The following is a 17,722-nucleotide window of genomic DNA, read 5'->3' as shown; positions in this document are numbered from 1 at the left end:
TGTTTATGTCACGTACGCACTTGATACTCATATCCTGATACTCAAAACCAATTGACCCTATTTTAATTCATCAACATTTACTAAAATCTTTTTGGGAGGTTCGTTAGGCTCAATAAGCCCTAATGTATCCACCTCTTTTGCAACCTCTGTCCGCGTGCTTTTCAGCATCAGATCAGCCTTTAAGGTTTTAAAGTCCCAGCTCAGTTCTTTCACTTCCTTACTTAGCTTATCAATATCACGGATATTATTCTCTGCGAAATGACGGTTACCGATATAAATCATGCACAGAAATGCAATAAATATGATAAAGGGAAGCATTTCTGTTGCCGCCTGCTTCGAGATCACCCCCTCAGTGAACAGAATGGTGAAGAAATTCCGTGGACTCTCTGCCTTCTCATTCACTTCAGGCAAAACCTCTTCTTCAATATGCTCTTCCTCTTTTGGTTTTCTGAACTGGTTATTCATATTCAAGCCTTAAAAACTAGTTTTTAACTGCTATCCTAAGCTTGGCACTGCGTGCCCGGTTATTCATTTTAATCTCCGCATCAGAAGCCACTATCGCCTTACGCGTCAGACTTTCGAATGGCTTGATCTGATTTCCGAAAAAATCTTTTTCCACCTCGCCATGAAACTTACCCCTGGCAATAAAATTCTTCACCAGCCTGTCTTCAAGCGAATGATAAGACATCACTACCAAACGTCCCTCAGGCTTTAGCACATCCACTGTCTGCTCTAAAAACTCCTTCAGGGCTTCCAGCTCCTGATTCACTTCAATACGCAGAGCCTGAAATACCTGGGCCAGATATTTATTCTCTTTACCTTTCGGAATAAGCCTGGCAATAGCATTTTTAAGATCCTGAACAGTTTCAACCGGCCTGTTCAAGCGCTGAGTTACAAGCGTATGCGCCAGGGTTTTGGCATTCTTTATCTCACCATAAATCCCAAAAATGCGATGTAGCTGCTCTTCACTATAAGTATTTACCACTTCTTTTGCAGTAAGTAAACCCGCCTGATCCATTCGCATATCCAATTCAGCATCAAAACGAATAGAGAACCCCCGTTCCGGCTGATCAAACTGATGCGATGAAACACCCAGATCAGCCAGAATACCGTCGGCAGAAATGGCGCCCTGCAAACGGCAGTTATTTTTGAGGTAGCGGAAGTTCTGATCAATAAAGGTTAATCGATCATCTTTGGGTATATTTTTTTGAGCATCAGCATCCTGGTCGAATGCCAGCAAGCGGCCTTTTGGCCCCAAATGTTTTAGAATTTCACGCGAATGACCTCCACCACCGAATGTCACATCAACATACACTCCGTCAGGCTTGATATTCAAACCCTCAATACATTCCTGCAGCATCACCGGATTGTGATATTCAGTCATTAGTCCTCCTTCCCAGACTACCCATTACCTCTTCTGCCAGATTGGCGAAGTTTTCGGGCTCATTGTCCATCTGAGCATCATAAGCATCTTTTGCCCAAACTTCTATCTTATTCAGCTGACAGGCCAGAACCACCTCTCCGGTAATTCCTGCGTAATCCATCAACGATTTCGGGAAAAGAATACGATTTGCGGCATCCAGCGACAACTCTGTCGCACCACGCGTGAAATAGCGAATAAACTCACGGCTTTTTTTCTCATACGGATTGAGTTTACTCAACTCTTCCGTAATGCAGTCCCATTCCTTTTTGGTGTAGATCACCAGATTTTTCTCGAAGCCACGATTGATCACAAGCCCCTCACGCTCAGCTTCGGGAAGCTGCTTCTTCAGACTGGATGGTATCATCATCCGGCCTTTAGCGTCAAGTTTACAATCAAATTCTCCTAAGAAATGTGACATTATGGGTATTTACTCTATAATTCAATTGTAAAAGTAAATAACTTACCACTTTTTACCACTATCTCCCACAAAAAAAGTTTTCCACAGTTTTCGGACTTATTTTTCTCCCACTTAGCGGATAATCAGGGCTTTGGATTTCCCACCTTAAGATGAAAAATGATCAGATAAGCTTTAATCAGCAGACTGATTCAGGAAGGATTTAAAAAATCAGAAATAATAACTGCAGCTAATTGGAGATACGTAAAAGAAAATGGACTATCCGTCGTCTGATCTTCTTTATTACTGATTCCAGCTCATTTTATTCCTGCCATTCCGGAAGTGAAACAAATCGGGCAAAACTTTGTCCAATTGAAATACTTCCAAATAAATTCTCAGAGTCCAAAAATAACCTTGTATAAATATGAAAGCCGCAGTTTTCAAAAAATACGGACCACCTGAAGTACTTCAGATTGAAGAACTTAGCAAACCTGCACCAAAGAAAGACCAAATTCTGATCAGGAACTATGCTGCTTCTGTAAATTCAGCCGACTGGAGGTTACGAAAGCCCGACCCTTTTGCTGTCAGGCTTGTATTTGGTTTGTTCAATCCGCGAAAGAGCAAACAAATTCTGGGTGTTGTATTTGCAGGTATTGTAGAGCAGGCCGGCAAAAAAACAACGGGCTTTAAACCCGGCGACAGGGTATTCGGAATGACTGGAATGGCAATGGGCACCTATGCTGAGTATGTTTGTGTAGCCGAAAACGGCCCTATCGCTTTAATCCCTCATCATATCTCATTCAACGAAGCTGCATCCATCCCCTTTGGTGCTACTGCCTCCCTGCATTTTTTACGAAAAGCCAATATCCAAAAGGGTCAAAGCATATTAATTTATGGAGCATCCGGCGCATTGGGAACTGCAGCTATACAACTGGCAAAATATTTTGGCGCAGAAGTTACTGCGGTTTGCAGCCTGTCCAATAAAGATCTCGTAATGGCAATCGGAGCTGATCACCATATTGATTATACTATAGAAGACTTTACATCGGGAAGCAAGAAGTATGATATTATTTTTGAAACAGTAAACAAACTATCCTTTGCAAAAAGCATTAAATGCCTTAAAGCGAAAGGTATACTGATTCTGGGCTCTGCAGGAATTTCGGAAACTCTTCGAGGCATACTGACTAATATCAGTGCTAAATACAAAGTAATCTCAGGCATGGCGGTAGAAAAGCCGGAAGAAATCAGGTATATTCAAAACCTGATGGCAAACGGCCATCTCAAACCGGTGATTGATAAAATCTATAGTCTTGGGGAAATTGCTGATGCCCATCGCTACGCTGAAAGCGGACATAAAAAAGGAAATGTAGTTATCGAAATCAGAAAGCCGGAATAGATAAGTCCAATCTGCGGGAAATAGCTTTTAGCCTGAACTGAAAATATCAGAAATTTTATGCCAGCCTATCATATCTTAAATGGAGATTGCCTTGCAGAGCAACTAAGACATACCAAAATTAATCATGACTTTATTGTTTGCAGGGAATGTCTGATCGAGGGACCGTTAATCGCCACAAATCCCAACGAATTTTGGGATATCAGAGCAAAATTTATTGCAGAGTCATTCAATGTATCTGTGGCAGATTATTTCAGTAAAACAGTAACTGAACTGAAGAAAACAGATGACCTGCCTGATTATTCTGAAGTATGTCTTTGGTTTGAAAACGATTTGTTCTGTCAGACAAACATGTGGTTTATACTCTCCATGCTCTCAAACAGGCCCGGCTTGAAGCTGTTCAGGGTTTTTCCGGCAATCGAAAATAAAGCCGACCTATGGAAGGGTTTTGGAACAGCAAACACTGAACGACTTGAGCAAAGCTATGCCGCGAAAATTCCATTTACTCCTCTGGATATTGAATCAGGTAAAAATTTGTGGACTGCCTATCAAAACGGCGATTTAAATAAGCTGAAAGAGCTCTCTGAATATCAGTCTGCCTGCTTTGAGCATTTGAAGGAAGTCTGTCAGGCACATTGCGACAGATTTCCGGGCGATGGAAACCCGGGAAGACCCGAGAAACTGGTAAAAGAACTAATCAACACCCACTCAAAAGAATTCCATGAAGTTTTTGCCGAATTCTCAGCAAAAGAAGGAATTTATGGCTTTGCAGACCTCCAGATAAAAAATATGTATGACAAATTAATGCAGCAGTACTGAAACCTATTCAGCAAAAGCAGAGTTTATCGCTTAAATTAAATCCAAAGCCTCCGTCTCTAAAATCTTTTTGAATGAGGATTATAGCCGGATTTTGAAATAACCTAAAACATATTTTGAAATAAATTTGCGAAACTAAATGGTAGCATATATATTTACGCAACCAAACAGTTTCATATATTGAACTATTTCCATGAGAAGAGATATTTTCCAGGCCATTGCAGATCCAACACGAAGGGCAATAATTGGCTTAATTGCATTACAGGCCATGACACCCAATGCAATTGCCGAGCACTTTGACACCAGCAGACAGGCCGTATCCAAGCATCTGAAAATACTAAGCGAATGCCGGCTGGTTAAACAACAACAGCAGGGCAGGGAAATATATTACCAGCTTGAAGTGAGTAAAATGAAAGAAATCGATCAATGGCTGGAACAATTTAAATCAATCTGGGAAAACCGCTTCAATGAGCTTGACCAGGTATTATTAACCCTTAAAAAAGAAAAACATGGGCCACAATCTGATGTTTGACTTTACAGTCGATAAGAATAGTAACACAATTACCATCAAAAGAGAATTTGCAGCCGAACTTCCACTGGTTTGGGATGCTTACACCAAAAGCGAAATCATGGATCAGTGGTGGGCACCAAAGCCATGGAAAACCAAAACAAAGAGTATGGACTTCAGGGAAGGCGGTCACTGGCATTATGCTATGATTGGTCCTGAGGGTGAAGTACACTGGTGCTGGGCCGATTACCTGAAAATACAGGTACAAAAACAATACAGCGGGCTGGATGCATTCGCTGATGAAAACGGCAATGTAAACAAAGAACTGCCGCAATCGCAATGGGAAGTAAATTTTACAGACAAGGGCGAAAAAACACTGGTCAATTATCAGATTCGCTTCCCGGATCTTGCACAATTGGAAACAACCATACAAATGGGCTTTAAAGAAGGCATGACCATGGCTATGGAGAATCTGGATCAATATCTGAGTTCCAGAACTTAATAAGGATCCGGTTTCATGAAAAAGTTCAAAAAGAAGTCTTCGCTTCTTTTTGAACTTTGAACAGACCAATTCTTCTGTATCCATATCTTACAGTCCGGATCGCTGCATATTTACTGCATATTTATTGCTACTCTTTGTATATTTATTAGATAAAGCCAATGTCTGCAGCACAACAAAACCGAAAAGTAATTCTTTATATCGCATCAAGTTTAGACGCTTATATTGCCAAACCCGATGATGATTTAAGCTTTCTCTCAATGGTTGAAAAAGAAGGCGAAGACTATGGATACAGCCAATTTATTCAGACTGTAGATACCATTATTATAGGAAGAAAAACCTATGACTGGGTAATAAACCAGGCTCCTGAATTTGTTCATGCAGACAAGGAAAGTTATGTCATTACAAGAACTGCCAGACCACCAGAGGGGAATACCATATTTTACACGGGCGATCTGAAGGAACTTATCCTGAGACTAAAGCAAAAAGCGGGGAAAAATATTTTCGTTGATGGAGGAGCTGAGATTGTAAACGAGTTGCTCAGACAAAACCTGATTGATGAGGTGATCCTTTCCATCATCCCCGTGTTGCTGGGTAGAGGTACAAAATTGTTTAGGGAAGGAATACCTGAAGAAAAATTAAAACTTGAGTCAGCTGAGGCATTTGAAAGCGGACTGGTACAATTACATTATCTGATAAAAAAGGCTTTACTGCCTGAAAAAACAAAATAAATTTCAACGAATACCAGACCTGATCAAATGAACCCTACATGATTAAAATAATCATTAAGCACACAGAGCAAAGATTTTTTTAATCATCAAAGGCCCCATCGCGCACGCGCGGGATTAAAAACAAGAAAAATAAACAGATGAAAACCGGCTATTCAAAACTTTCCTATTCTTTGGCAATAATTGCAGGCTTTTTCCTGCCGCTAACTGCATATCTTGAGCCTGCACCTTATACTTTTGCCATGATCTGCCTTTTACTTGGCGGGATATTCGGATATTTTTGGCCAAAAGAATCATGGCGCTGGGGACTATGGATATCAGGTCCATCAATCGCCTTTATCATTTTAAGTATTGCCTTCGCAGGTCAGCTGAAAGTCTTCCTGGAAAAAGATCTCCCGGTTATTCTTACCACATTAATCGCAAGCTCTGTGGGAAGTTTTTTACTTGCACTTATTGCGATTAAACAGGCAAAAAGCAAATCTTAGACTATCCTGCAAAATCTTAACTTTACTGAGTGTAACTCAATTTTACAGAGAGTTTTAGTCCTGATTCACCGAAAAAACCGATTTTATAAAAAATAAAATATTTAAATTCGAAAATAATTAACCAATTCTTCTGCAAAGAATCTGACTATCCCTAACCATTAAAAATATTTCTTTCATGTATAAAATACTGCTAAGCTACTGTCTTTCAATAATTTCTATATGCGCAATCGCCCAGGATAATCTTCCAACCGACTTCCTGACAAAAGAATTCCACGCAGGCAGAAGAGAGGCATTTCGCCAGAAAATGCCTGAAAATTCAGTTGCCGTGATTTTCTCTTTTCCGGAACGGGTATTTTCCAATGACGTAACATACAGCTACCACCCCAACCCTGATCTGTATTACCTGAGTGGTTACAAAGAGCCTGATGCTTTACTGATCATCTTCAAAAATAAACAGCAGAATGGCGACCTGAGCTATAATGAATTGTTTTTTGCAAGAAAGAGGGATGCACTAATGGAACAGTGGACCGGCAGACGACTTGGTGCCGAAGGAGTAAGAAAAGAACTTGGTTTTGAGCAGGTCTATACCAGCGATCAATTCAGATCTTTCGATATCGACTTTACTAAGTTCAGCAAGATCATTTACGACTATTTCCCTGATGATGCAGGCAAAGGAACTTTACAAACTCTGATTAACAGCTTCAGTGAAAAGGCAAAAATCAGCAGGCAGGAAAACAAAAATATTATTCAAAACTATAGCATTCTTCTTAACAGCACCTCAGCTTCCAATCTGCAGGGAAGAGTTAACCGGATAAAGTCGGGCATGGCCAATACCGGAGATGCTGAGTTCAAAAACGACCCGATACTGAATGAACTGATCAGCAATCCCAACTCAGAAACTCTCAGCCTGATACAGGAAAAGATCCGGAAGAATGGCTCTCCGGCATTTGACTATAATAATATCATGGGTGCATTGCGTGAGATCAAAACTCCGGAAGAACTGGTATTGCTTAGAAAATCTATTGAACTATCGTCCATCGCCCATAAAGAAGTGATGAAAGCTGTCACGCCTGCCATGTCTGAGTCAGAGCTTACAGGGATATTTCATTATGTTCATAAACGCTATGGTGCGATGGATGAAGGTTATCCTCCAATTGTAGGTGCAGGATCCAATGGCTGCATACTTCATTATATTGAAAATAATGCAACCAAAGTAGACAATAAACTGGTTTTGATGGATGTAGGTTCAGAGTATCATGGCTATTCTGCAGATATTACACGTACTGTTCCGGCCAACGGGAAATTTACGGCAGAGCAAAAAGCAATCTACCAGCTGGTTTATAAAGCACAGGAAGAGGTTTTTAAAATTGTTAAGGAAGGTACCGCATTCCGGGATCTGAATGTAAAAACTACTGATGTGCTTGCTCAGGGACTGCTCGAACTGGGTATCATCAAAGATAAGAAAGATGTTTCACGCTATTATATTCATGGGGTTTCTCATCACCTTGGCCTGGATGTACATGACAAATTCGTTGATCCGATACTGAAAGAAAACATGCTGATCACGGTAGAACCCGGCATTTACATCCCGAAAGGCAGTCCATGCGACCCTAAATGGTGGGATATTGCCGTCAGGATAGAAGACGATCTGCTTATTCGTAAAAATGGATATGAAAATTTATCCATCGCCGCTCCGCGAAAGCTGGAAGAAGTAGAAGCAACTTTGGCACAAAAGAGTGTATTGAATAACCTGGCACTTCCCAAATTGAAGTAGCAGGCTGGATATTATAATTATTGGCTCAAGGTTTTATTAAACAGGATTTTATCATTGAAATTGTACTCATTCTATTATTACCGGAGGATAAACAATCAAAAATTCGACTGGCTTATCTTCTGGCATTAATGCTGTTCATAATTCAGCATTTACTGATGAACATTGCCTATCAATTACACAGGTGGACAAAATAATGGACAATTTGGCCAATCTTAAAATTTAAAGACCGATCATGAAAAACCTATTCTTCTTTATCCTGTTGACAATCAGCATTAATTCATTTGCCCAAAAGAAGCACAAGCCTGAAGAGAAAGAAATTCTGTTGAAAGTGCAGCAATTTTTTGATGCACTCGAAACTCAGGATACGGTGCTTTTTAAATCAATCTTATTGCCTGAGGGACAACTATGGGCAATTTCTGAGCAAGACAATAATGTAAAATATACTATGGGGCAGTTTCGCGACAGGCTGAAAACCTTCATCAATCCGGCAAGGGTGATACAGGAAAAAATACTTTCTTCAGAAATAAAAATCCATAACCGGATTGCCATGGCCTGGATACCCTATACTTTAGGCATTAGCGGCAAATTCTCTCACTGTGGAGTAGATTTATTTACTATGCTTAAAACAAATGATGGCTGGAAAATAGTTACGACTGCCTATACGATTGAGCCCGATGGTTGTGCGGCATTGAAGAACAAATAAGATAGCCAACAGGGAGTAAAGGCAAACTTTCCGGAGAGTTAAGCAAAGCGTCTCTCCGGAAAATTAAATGAGCAAGAGTCTTCAGACTCGATATACTAAAAAGTAAATCAGGATTATAATTACCTGTTAAACCTTCTATGAATTTATCGCCTTCACCCCCGGCAATTCCTTACCCTCCATATATTCAAGCAATGCTCCACCACCTGTAGAAACATAGCTTACCTGATCTTCCAACCCGAATTTAGATACAGCAGCAGCAGAATCGCCACCTCCAATCAACGAAAATGCACCGCTCTGCGTTGCTTCAACAACGGCTTCTGCAATAGCCCTGGTTCCCACTTCAAATTTTTCCATTTCAAAAACCCCCATCGGACCATTCCACAGAACAGTTTTCGAATTTTTGATCACTGCAGCAAATAGCTTTGCCGTTTCCGGACCGATATCCAGTCCCATCCAATCGCTTTGAATATCTCCAAACTTTGCATAAGCAGTTTTAGCATCAGGAGAAAAAGCATCTGCAATGGTGGTATCGACCGGCAAAAGCAGATTCACGTTCTTTGCCTTTGCTTTTTCAATCAGCGCAAGTGCAAGATCAAGTTTATCATTTTCACAAAGAGATGTTCCGATCTGTCCGCCTTGTGCTCTGGCAAAAGTATAAGCCATACCGCCACCAATAATCAGATTATCAACCTTTTCAAGTAATTTCTCAATCAGAAGGATCTTATCAGAAACCTTTGCTCCACCCATAATAGCAGTGAAAGGTCTGTCGGCATGATTCAGGATCTTCTCGGCATTGGCAAGCTCTCCGGCCATCAGATACCCGAAATATTTAGCCCCCGGGAAGAATTTAGCTATAATGGCTGTAGAAGCATGAGCGCGATGTGCTGTTCCGAAAGCATCGTTCACATAAACATCCCCTAATGCAGCAAGCTTTGAAGCAAAAGTCTCATCACCCTTTTCTTCTTCCTTGTAAAAACGAAGGTTTTCAAGCAATAATACTTCTCCGCCTTTCAGAGCCTTTGACTTAGCCAGTGCATCCTCACCAATACAATCGGAAGCAAACTGAACATCTTTACCCAGCAATGCAGAAAGATGCTTAACCAGATGTTTCAGTGAATAGTTATCGGTCGGACCATCTTTTGGTCTTCCCAGGTGCGACATCAAAATAACTGATCCCCCGTCATTCAAAATCTTTTGAATAGTTGGAACAGCTCCAACCATACGATTATCGTCTGTAATATTGAATTCTGCATCCAGCGGAACATTAAAATCTACACGGATGAGTGCTCTTTTTCCTGAAAAATTTAAATTATCTATTGTATTCATATCGTCGTTCTATATTCAATTATTGGATCTTTAAGTACATCGCCCGGTGAGGGCCAATTCCTGCCATCTCAAACTCATCTGAAATAAATTCAAATCCAAGCGAGAGATAAAAACGGAATGCTACCCTGCGGGCATTGCACCAAAGATAGTTTGCTTTTATTCCGCGAAGGTAAATAATTGCAAAATTGAGCAATTGATTACCTGTGCCTTTCCCCTGAAATTCAGGCATTGTTGCCATTCCTCTCAGCTGATACCCCGTACCTTCAAAACCTTCGCGTCCCTGTTTATGAAAACTTGCAATACAAATCAGTTCTTCATCCCGGTAATAGCCCAGATGAAATGAAAACTCATCATCATCACCATCAAAACGGCACAATTCAGAATCTGCTCCTTCTCGTAAAACCAGACTTCGCAGTGCCAGAGTATCTTCAGTACTGATAAAGCGGATCATTTCCTGAGTGCTGCAATTTTAACCACCAGATCTGCAAGCCTGTTAGAATAGCCTGATTCATTATCATACCATCCCACTACTTTCACCAGCTCGCCAACAATTGAAGTAAGCTCTGCATCAAAAATACAGGAATGCGGATTATCAAGAATATCTACAGAAACGATAGGATCAGAAGTATACTCCAGAATACCCTTTAAATAACCTTCTGAAGCCTCCTTAAATGCCTTATTAATTTCTTCTGTACTTGCCTTTTTCTTCAGGTTACATGTAAAATCGGTCAGCGATCCGTTCAGAACCGGCACCCTTATGCCTGCGCCACCCAGTTTACCCTCCAGGTGAGGAAATATATTGGTAATAGCCTTTGCCGCACCGGTAGTAGTTGGAATGATGGATGCCGATGCCGCCCTCGCCCTTCTCAGATCTTTATGAGGGGCATCATGCAGGTTCTGATCTCCTGTCATGGAATGTACCGTAGTAATGTAACCATCCACAATTCCCCAGTTATCTTCCAGAACCTTAACCATCGCCGCCACATTATTGGTCGTACACGACGCATTTGAAAGAATGGGTGAATGCATATCAACCTCACCCTCATTAATTCCAAGAACCACGGTCGGGATTTCCCTGTCAGATGGAGGTGCAGAAATAATGACCTGCTTCGCTCCTGCCTTCAGATGAAGCTCTGCCCCTTCAGTATTTGTAAACTTACCGGTCGATTCGATCACGATATCTATCCCCAGCTCTCCCCAGGGAAGCATTGAGGGATCCTTTTCAGCAAAAACATGAACAGGATTACCATTAACAAGCAAATGTCCGCCTTCTGCACTTACAGTTCCTTTAAAACCTCTGTGTACAGAATCATATTTGAACAGATGAGCAAGAGTTTGGGTATCTGAAAGATCATTAATCGCCAGCACCTCCACACCCTCCTTTTCAAGCAATGCTCTCAATGTAATCCTTCCGATACGACCAAAACCGTTAATAGCTACTTTCATATTTTGATGATATTAATCCAAAGTTATTCAAATGAATGAAAAGCGCTTGTAAAATTTTGAAAAGCTCAAAGAAATAAGGAAAATTCATCCTTATAGTCATAAATTATATGTGTTCTGTATTAGTACAACATTGAATGTTAGGGCTTAAAATGTTTCCCAGCGATGGTTTGTTTAAAGTTTCCATCGTTTGAAAACCTGCTGTTCTGCTCCTTTTTAACGGAAGTCCCGCTTTCCGCGCATACTGCACCAGCCTTAAGCACAGGCCGGTATCCGCTTCAATCAGGTTTAAGCACATCAGACAGTACTATTAACACCTGATCAACACTCAATGGTATCGAAAGAGATTAAACTAAAGATGAAAGTATTTAATATTATGCTGAATGAATATTATCTGAAAAGACTAAGCAGTTTGCTCGTTAATCGCCTTCCAAAGCATATCCTTCAGCTCAAGTATTCCCTTTTGCGCAACGGAGGAAATAAACACGCAGGGTACTGAGGGTAATTCCTTCTTCATTTCGGCCATTAGCTCATCATCCAGCATATCAGATTTACTTACTGCAAGGATACGTGGCTTATGCATCAGTTCAGGATTATACTGTTCCAGCTCGTTCAGAAGAATTTCATACTCTTCCTTAATACTTCGGTTAGTATCTGCCGGAACAAGAAACAAGAGAACTGAGTTACGCTCAATATGCCTCAGGAAACGAATACCAAGGCCTTTCCCTTTAGAGGCACCTTCTATAATTCCCGGAATATCTGCCATTACAAAAGAACGGTTATCACGATACGATACTATGCCCAGATTAGGAACTAAAGTAGTAAAGGCATAATCAGCAATTTCGGGTTTGGCAGCAGAAACAACCGAGAGTAAAGTAGATTTACCGGCATTCGGAAAACCTACCAGACCCACATCTGCCAGAATTTTTAGCTCCAGCACCATCCACTCTTCTTTACCGGATTCACCGGGCTGAGCAAATCTGGGAGTTTGCTTGGTTGAAGTTTTGAAATGCCAGTTACCCAATCCCCCGCGGCCGCCTGCAGTTAATATTTTGGTTTCACCATCATGGGTAATCTCAAATAAAACCTCACCGGTTTCAGCATTTCGCGCAATAGTTCCAAGCGGAACCTCCAGTATCTCATCCTTACCGGTCCTGCCTGATTTTTGTCCGCTGGAACCGGGAAGTCCGCTTTCAGCAATAATATGTTTCCTGTATTTAAGATGCAGTAAAGTCCAGAGCTGGCTGCTCCCCTTCAATATAATATGACCACCACGTCCGCCATCCCCGCCATCCGGACCACCTTTGGATGTTAAAATATCACGGTGAAGATGCGAAGACCCGGCTCCGCCGTTACCTGAACGGCAGCAAATTTTTACGTAATCAACAAAATTTGAGCTCTGAGACATGGCGATAATTTACAGAGAACAAAATCCCCTAAAGGTTTTTTATTGATCTCAGAATTAAAATTGATTTAACCCGGATTAATAGGTATCCATTACCGCACATATCGATGAAAATATTTCATCAATTGAACCGATACCATTAATACTTGTTAATTTATTCTGGTCTTTATAATAATTAGCTACCGGAGCAGTTTTTGAATTATACTCAGAAATACGCTTGCGAATGATCTCAGGATTTGCATCATCAGGGCGACCTGAATCTTTTCCTCTCAGCAATAAACGTTTTTCAAGCTCTACAGGCTCAACCACCAATGCTATCATACCTGAAATGGCAGAAGATTTTGAAGTCAGCAAGCTGTCAAGAGCTTCAGCCTGAGCAACTGTACGGGGAAATCCGTCAAAAATAAAACCCCTGGCATCCTTATTGGCATCCAGCTTATTACTGATCATACCGATCACCACTTCATCAGGAACAAGAACGCCCTGATCCATCAGCTTTTTCGCTTCCAGACCTAAGGCAGTACCATTGGAAATTTCGGATCTTAAAATATCACCTGTTGACAAATGAACTAATTGATACTTTTCAATTAATTTTTCGGATTGTGTTCCTTTACCAGCTCCCGGAGGGCCAAACAATACTAAGTTCAGCATTCGAATATTAAATTATTTTCTGCGGCTAAATTAGTTTATTTGGAGCAGAAATATGTAATAAAATGTAAAAGCCTTTTCGCTTGAATTACGAAAAGGCTTTTATTGAGTGCATCTGAAGGGAGTCGAACCCCTAACCTCCTGATCCGTAGTCAGGTGCTCTATCCAATTAAGCTACAGATGCCTTTTTTAACGGACTGCAAAAATATGCTTTCTTTTCAAACTAACATAGTTTTTTTGAAAATTCTCACAATCCCTTAAAAATCAGAGCTAAAATTAACTCAAAACTTTGCGGATTGCATCGAAATCAGGCAGATCTCCTGCAGACTCAAGTACCTCAGCATAAATAATATCATGATTCTCATCCAAAACAAAAGCTGATCTTTTTGCAACTCCCTTTAAATTGAATACAAACTCATCATAATATGCTCCGTAAGCTTCTGATACCTCTTTATTAAAATCCGACAGGAGCGGGAACTGATAATTGTTTTCCTCTTTATATTTTGCCAGTGTAAACGGAGAATCTACTGAAATAGCCAGCACCTGCGCATTGATATCTTCATAAAAACCAAAAGTATCACGCATGGTACATAACTGAGTAGTACACACTCCGGTAAATGCCATTGGGAAGAAATGAATAACTACTTTCCTGCCTTTAAAATCGCTTAATGAAATTTCCTTAAGATCTGAACTGAATAAAGTAAACTCCGGTGCTTCTTGTCCTGTTAATAATGCCATAAATCTATTTTTCGGCAAAGATATCTTTTTAGGTCAGCCACCTTAATGCGGTTTTAAATCATGACAATTAAGCTACAAATATGGACTTTCAGGCATTACGCTCCAGCAATTGCTTTTCCATAATAGCTATACCTTCTTCAAAACTGTGCGGCTGATATCCCAGAACACGGATTGTTTTATCCAGAATAAAACCGGTTTTTTTAGGTCTCTTTGCAGCCTGATTGAGAGTGTCTGCCGAGATAGGACGAATAAGCGACTTATCCAGATTCCAGTAATCTGCAACCCGCTGAACAATTTCAATGATACTCATCAGGTCTTTACCCGAAGCATTGAAAACTCCCCGGGCATTATTCTTCACAGCAAGCAAGCAGCATTCTGCCAGATCCTCTGCCAATGTCGGCATGCGCCACTGGTCGTTAACCACATTAATCGGTTCACCTTTTTCTAATGCAGCCTTTGCCCAAAGCACAATATTGCTCCGGCTCATGTCGCTCACTATGCCATAAACAATAATGGTTCTGAGAATAGCCCATCTGCAATTTGATTCTTTAATCAACTGCTCTGCTTCCAGTTTGGTCTGACCGTAATAACTCAAAGGGTTGGGCTCTGCTTCTTCAGTATAAGGACCATCCTCCCCGTCAAAAATAAAATCAGTAGATAAATGAACTAACTGAATATCATTCTTCTCGCAAACCTCAACAAAGTATTTTACTGACTCAACATTGAGTGCATAACATTTCTCATGATCGTTTTCGCAGGCATCTACATTGGTCATTGCCGCAGTATGAATAATTGCATCGGGACGATATTTTGCGACCAGTTCCTCAATCCGCACCTTGTCTAAAACATCCAGTTCTTCATAAATATATCCAGCCCTGGCCGGGTGCCGGTCAGGACCTGTTGAAGTAGCAATCAGTTCAATCTCCGGATCTGCAAGACTCAAATCCGTTAGTTTTTGCCCCAGAAGTCCGTTACTACCGGTTACCAATATTCTTTTCATGCCCCAAAATAAAGGAAGATTTAATTAAGAAGGGAAATTATTGTGAAGTATGGGTTGTCAATTACGAATTACGGATGATTTTTTGAGTTTGCTGAACAAGGGAGAGGGCTTGCTTTAGAAAAGTTCGTTACAGACATTCTTTCGGAAACATAATAAGGGATTCTACAATAGTTAAATTTTCACTCTTTATTAATGATTCGCAATTAAAAATTCGTAATCCGTAATAATTTTCATCTTCTCAACACTAAAACTCACTACTCAATACTCTGAATAAAATAGTATAAAAAAACTTTAATTAAGTATTTGATTTACGGGGATAAAGAGTATTTTTGCAGACCGAAAAATGCCCTATAAAACGGGCTTAAATAGTTGATTTAATTAAGTTTTACAAAATTTATATGCCAAACGCCGGAAAAATTGCACAGATCATCGGACCTGTAGTAGACGTCAGCTTCACTGAAAATGCACACTTGCCAAAAATTTACGATGCATTAGAGATCGTAAAATCCAATGGACAAAAGATCATTCTTGAGGTTCAGCAACATCTTGGAGAAGACCGTGTTCGCGCTATTGCGATGGACTCAACAGACGGACTTGTTCGTGGTATGTCTGTAATAGATACCGGTGCACCTATCAAAATGCCGATCGGTGATAAAATCAAAGGTCGTCTGTTTAACGTGGTAGGTCAGGCAATCGACGGAATTGACACTATGGACAATTCTGATGGTTATCCAATCCACAACACCCCTCCTAAATTTGATGAGTTAAGTACAGAAACTGAAGTACTTTTCACAGGTATCAAAGTAATCGACCTGCTTGAGCCTTATGCAAAAGGTGGTAAGATCGGATTGTTCGGTGGTGCGGGTGTAGGTAAAACTGTATTGATCATGGAGCTGGTAAACAACATTGCAAAAGCTTATGCAGGTTTATCAGTATTCGCAGGTGTTGGTGAGCGTACACGTGAAGGAAATGACCTTTTACGTGAGTTCATCGAGTCAGGCGTTATTAACTACGGAGATGCTTTCAAGCACTCTATGGAAGAAGGCGGATGGGATCTTGCATCTGTTGATAAAAAAGCATTAACTGATTCTAAAGCTACACTGGTATTCGGACAAATGAACGAGCCTCCGGGTGCACGTGCACGTGTTGCGCTTTCTGGTCTTACAGTAGCTGAATATTTCCGTGATGGTGATGGCGAAGGACAGGGAAAAGATATTCTTTTCTTCGTTGACAATATCTTCCGTTTCACTCAGGCAGGTTCTGAGGTATCAGCACTTCTTGGCCGTATGCCATCTGCGGTAGGTTACCAGCCAACTCTGGCAACTGAGATGGGTCTGATGCAGGAAAGGATTACTTCAACCAAGCGTGGATCAATTACATCTGTACAGGCTGTTTACGTTCCTGCGGATGATTTGACTGACCCTGCACCGGCTACAACCTTTGCTCACCTTGATGCAACTACAGTATTATCACGTAAGATCGCCGAACTTGGTATTTACCCTGCAGTAGATCCACTGGATTCTACATCACGTATCCTGAATGCTGCTACTTTAGGTAATGAGCACTACGGAACTGCACAAAGAGTAAAAGAGATCCTTCAGCGTTATAAAGAATTACAGGATATTATCGCTATCCTTGGTATGGACGAATTATCTGAAGAAGATAAACTGGTAGTAGGACGTGCACGTCGTGTTCAGCGTTTCCTTTCCCAGCCATTCTTCGTAGCTGAGCAGTTCACCGGATTAAAAGGCGTATTGGTCGACATTAAAGATACTATCAAAGGTTTCAATATGATTATGGATGGTGAAGTGGATGAATATCCTGAAGCAGCATTCAACCTGGTAGGTACCATCGAAGATGCTATCGAAAAAGGTAAGAAATTATTAGCTGAAGCAAACGCTTAATTTAGTATTGAGTATAGCGTATTAAGTATAGCGAAAGCAAACTCAATACGCACTACGCACTACACAATACGCAAAAAAAATGAAATTAGAAATATTAACACCTGATAAAAAAGTATTCGAAGGAGAAGTAAGATCTGTAACCGTTCCGGGAACAATGGGATCTTTCGAAGTTCTGAAGGATCACGCCCCGATCATTTCAAGTCTGGAAGACGGAAAAGTAATTATCAGACAGGACAATACCGAAGAAACTATCTTCATTAAAGGAGGAGTAATTGAGGTCCTGAATAATAACATCATGGTACTGGCAGAAGGAACGCAGGAGTCTTAAACCATACCAGAAAAAGAAGACCCTTCTGCTTGAAAGCTGAAGGGTTTTTTTATGCCTGAAAATTTAATTTTTTTTCGATGATTTTCTGATTTCAGGAAGAAAATGAACCTTTCCGAAGACCCTCAGATTTTTTGAACCGAAAACCAAAAACCGTTTTGGTCTACAAGCTCAGCATTAAAAATATACATTTTTAAAATTTTCGATAGA

General features: G+C 40.6%; 20 protein-coding genes and 1 tRNA gene. 10 read left to right on the top strand and 11 right to left on the bottom strand.

The window, feature by feature from the left end; all coding sequences use genetic code 11:
* Positions 1–57 precede the first annotated feature (57 nt).
* From P2W72_RS04450 to mraZ, 3 genes are read right to left on the bottom strand one after another with little or no spacing between them, the layout of a single operon-like run.
* Positions 58–465, bottom strand: coding sequence for an FtsL-like putative cell division protein (locus P2W72_RS04450; RefSeq protein ID WP_276359702.1), 408 nt, complete (start codon positions 463–465; stop codon positions 58–60).
* A gap of 16 nt (positions 466–481) precedes the next feature.
* Positions 482–1,384, bottom strand: a complete 903-nt coding sequence (gene rsmH, locus P2W72_RS04445) for a 16S rRNA (cytosine(1402)-N(4))-methyltransferase RsmH (protein WP_276359701.1) — start codon at positions 1,382–1,384, stop codon at positions 482–484.
* Complete coding sequence (gene mraZ, locus P2W72_RS04440) at positions 1,377–1,841, bottom strand: division/cell wall cluster transcriptional repressor MraZ (RefSeq protein ID WP_276359700.1); 465 nt, start codon at positions 1,839–1,841, stop codon at positions 1,377–1,379. Before mraZ ends, rsmH begins: the two co-directional genes overlap by 8 nt.
* Before the next feature lie 400 nt (positions 1,842–2,241).
* Here mraZ and P2W72_RS04435 point away from each other — a divergent pair, with 400 nt between their 5' ends.
* The 8 genes from P2W72_RS04435 (at position 2,242) to P2W72_RS04400 (ending at position 8,723) form a co-directional block, all read left to right on the top strand.
* The gene (locus P2W72_RS04435) at positions 2,242–3,213 is read left to right on the top strand and encodes an NAD(P)-dependent alcohol dehydrogenase (RefSeq protein ID WP_276359699.1); all 972 of its coding nucleotides are present in this window, start codon (positions 2,242–2,244) and stop codon (positions 3,211–3,213) included.
* 57 nt (positions 3,214–3,270) lie between these two features.
* Complete coding sequence (locus P2W72_RS04430) at positions 3,271–4,029, top strand: DUF1835 domain-containing protein (protein WP_276359698.1); 759 nt, start codon at positions 3,271–3,273, stop codon at positions 4,027–4,029.
* A gap of 190 nt (positions 4,030–4,219) precedes the next feature.
* Positions 4,220–4,558 carry a metalloregulator ArsR/SmtB family transcription factor gene (locus P2W72_RS04425; RefSeq protein WP_276359697.1) on the top strand — a complete coding sequence of 113 codons (339 nt, stop codon included), beginning with the start codon at positions 4,220–4,222 and terminating at the stop codon, positions 4,556–4,558.
* Positions 4,536–5,036, top strand: coding sequence for an SRPBCC domain-containing protein (locus P2W72_RS04420; protein ID WP_276359696.1), 501 nt, complete (start codon positions 4,536–4,538; stop codon positions 5,034–5,036). The genes P2W72_RS04425 and P2W72_RS04420 overlap by 23 nt, the downstream gene beginning before the upstream one ends.
* Positions 5,037–5,194: 158 nt before the next feature.
* A complete protein-coding gene (locus tag P2W72_RS04415; RefSeq protein WP_276359695.1) occupies positions 5,195–5,764 on the top strand; it encodes a dihydrofolate reductase family protein in 570 nt (189 codons plus the stop codon).
* 137 nt (positions 5,765–5,901) lie between these two features.
* Positions 5,902–6,246, top strand: coding sequence for a hypothetical protein (locus P2W72_RS04410; protein ID WP_276359694.1), 345 nt, complete (start codon positions 5,902–5,904; stop codon positions 6,244–6,246).
* A gap of 175 nt (positions 6,247–6,421) precedes the next feature.
* A complete protein-coding gene (locus tag P2W72_RS04405; RefSeq protein WP_276359693.1) occupies positions 6,422–8,020 on the top strand; it encodes an aminopeptidase P family protein in 1,599 nt (532 codons plus the stop codon).
* A 232-nt stretch (positions 8,021–8,252) separates the two neighbouring features.
* The gene (locus P2W72_RS04400; protein ID WP_276359692.1) at positions 8,253–8,723 is read left to right on the top strand and encodes a nuclear transport factor 2 family protein; all 471 of its coding nucleotides are present in this window, start codon (positions 8,253–8,255) and stop codon (positions 8,721–8,723) included.
* A gap of 135 nt (positions 8,724–8,858) precedes the next feature.
* Here P2W72_RS04400 and P2W72_RS04395 read toward each other — a convergent pair whose 3' ends face one another.
* The 8 genes from P2W72_RS04395 to P2W72_RS04360 form a co-directional block, all read right to left on the bottom strand.
* The gene (locus P2W72_RS04395) at positions 8,859–10,049 is read right to left on the bottom strand and encodes a phosphoglycerate kinase (protein WP_276359691.1); all 1,191 of its coding nucleotides are present in this window, start codon (positions 10,047–10,049) and stop codon (positions 8,859–8,861) included.
* A gap of 19 nt (positions 10,050–10,068) precedes the next feature.
* Positions 10,069–10,500, bottom strand: coding sequence for a GNAT family N-acetyltransferase (locus P2W72_RS04390; RefSeq protein WP_276359690.1), 432 nt, complete (start codon positions 10,498–10,500; stop codon positions 10,069–10,071).
* A complete protein-coding gene (gene gap / locus P2W72_RS04385) occupies positions 10,497–11,495 on the bottom strand; it encodes a type I glyceraldehyde-3-phosphate dehydrogenase (RefSeq protein WP_276359689.1) in 999 nt (332 codons plus the stop codon). Before gap ends, P2W72_RS04390 begins: the two co-directional genes overlap by 4 nt.
* A gap of 400 nt (positions 11,496–11,895) precedes the next feature.
* Entirely contained in the window at positions 11,896–12,900 is a 1,005-nt protein-coding gene (gene obgE, locus P2W72_RS04380) for a GTPase ObgE (RefSeq protein ID WP_276359688.1), read from the bottom strand.
* 75 nt (positions 12,901–12,975) lie between these two features.
* Positions 12,976–13,548 (bottom strand): adenylate kinase, encoded by a 573-nt coding sequence (locus tag P2W72_RS04375; protein WP_276359687.1) that lies wholly within the window; start codon positions 13,546–13,548, stop codon positions 12,976–12,978.
* A 107-nt stretch (positions 13,549–13,655) separates the two neighbouring features.
* Positions 13,656–13,729: transfer RNA gene (locus P2W72_RS04370), tRNA-Arg, on the bottom strand.
* Between the two features lie 92 nt (positions 13,730–13,821).
* A complete protein-coding gene (locus P2W72_RS04365) occupies positions 13,822–14,283 on the bottom strand; it encodes a redoxin domain-containing protein (RefSeq protein ID WP_276359686.1) in 462 nt (153 codons plus the stop codon).
* An 88-nt stretch (positions 14,284–14,371) separates the two neighbouring features.
* Positions 14,372–15,283: an SDR family oxidoreductase gene (locus P2W72_RS04360; protein ID WP_276359685.1), complete on the bottom strand. Its 912-nt coding sequence runs from the start codon at positions 15,281–15,283 to the stop codon at positions 14,372–14,374.
* Between the two features lie 398 nt (positions 15,284–15,681).
* Here P2W72_RS04360 and atpD point away from each other — a divergent pair, with 398 nt between their 5' ends.
* On the top strand, positions 15,682–17,187 hold the full coding sequence (gene atpD, locus P2W72_RS04355; protein ID WP_276359684.1) for a F0F1 ATP synthase subunit beta: 1,506 nt from the start codon (positions 15,682–15,684) through the stop codon (positions 17,185–17,187).
* Positions 17,188–17,266: 79 nt separating this feature from the next.
* Positions 17,267–17,515: an ATP synthase F1 subunit epsilon gene (gene atpC, locus P2W72_RS04350; RefSeq protein WP_276359683.1), complete on the top strand. Its 249-nt coding sequence runs from the start codon at positions 17,267–17,269 to the stop codon at positions 17,513–17,515.
* The last annotated feature ends 207 nt before the right edge of the window (positions 17,516–17,722 follow it).

Source organism: Daejeonella sp. H1SJ63 (assembly GCF_029360775.1).
Lineage (GTDB): Bacteria > Bacteroidota > Bacteroidia > Sphingobacteriales > Sphingobacteriaceae > Daejeonella.
This window is presented reverse-complemented; position numbering and strand designations above follow the sequence as displayed.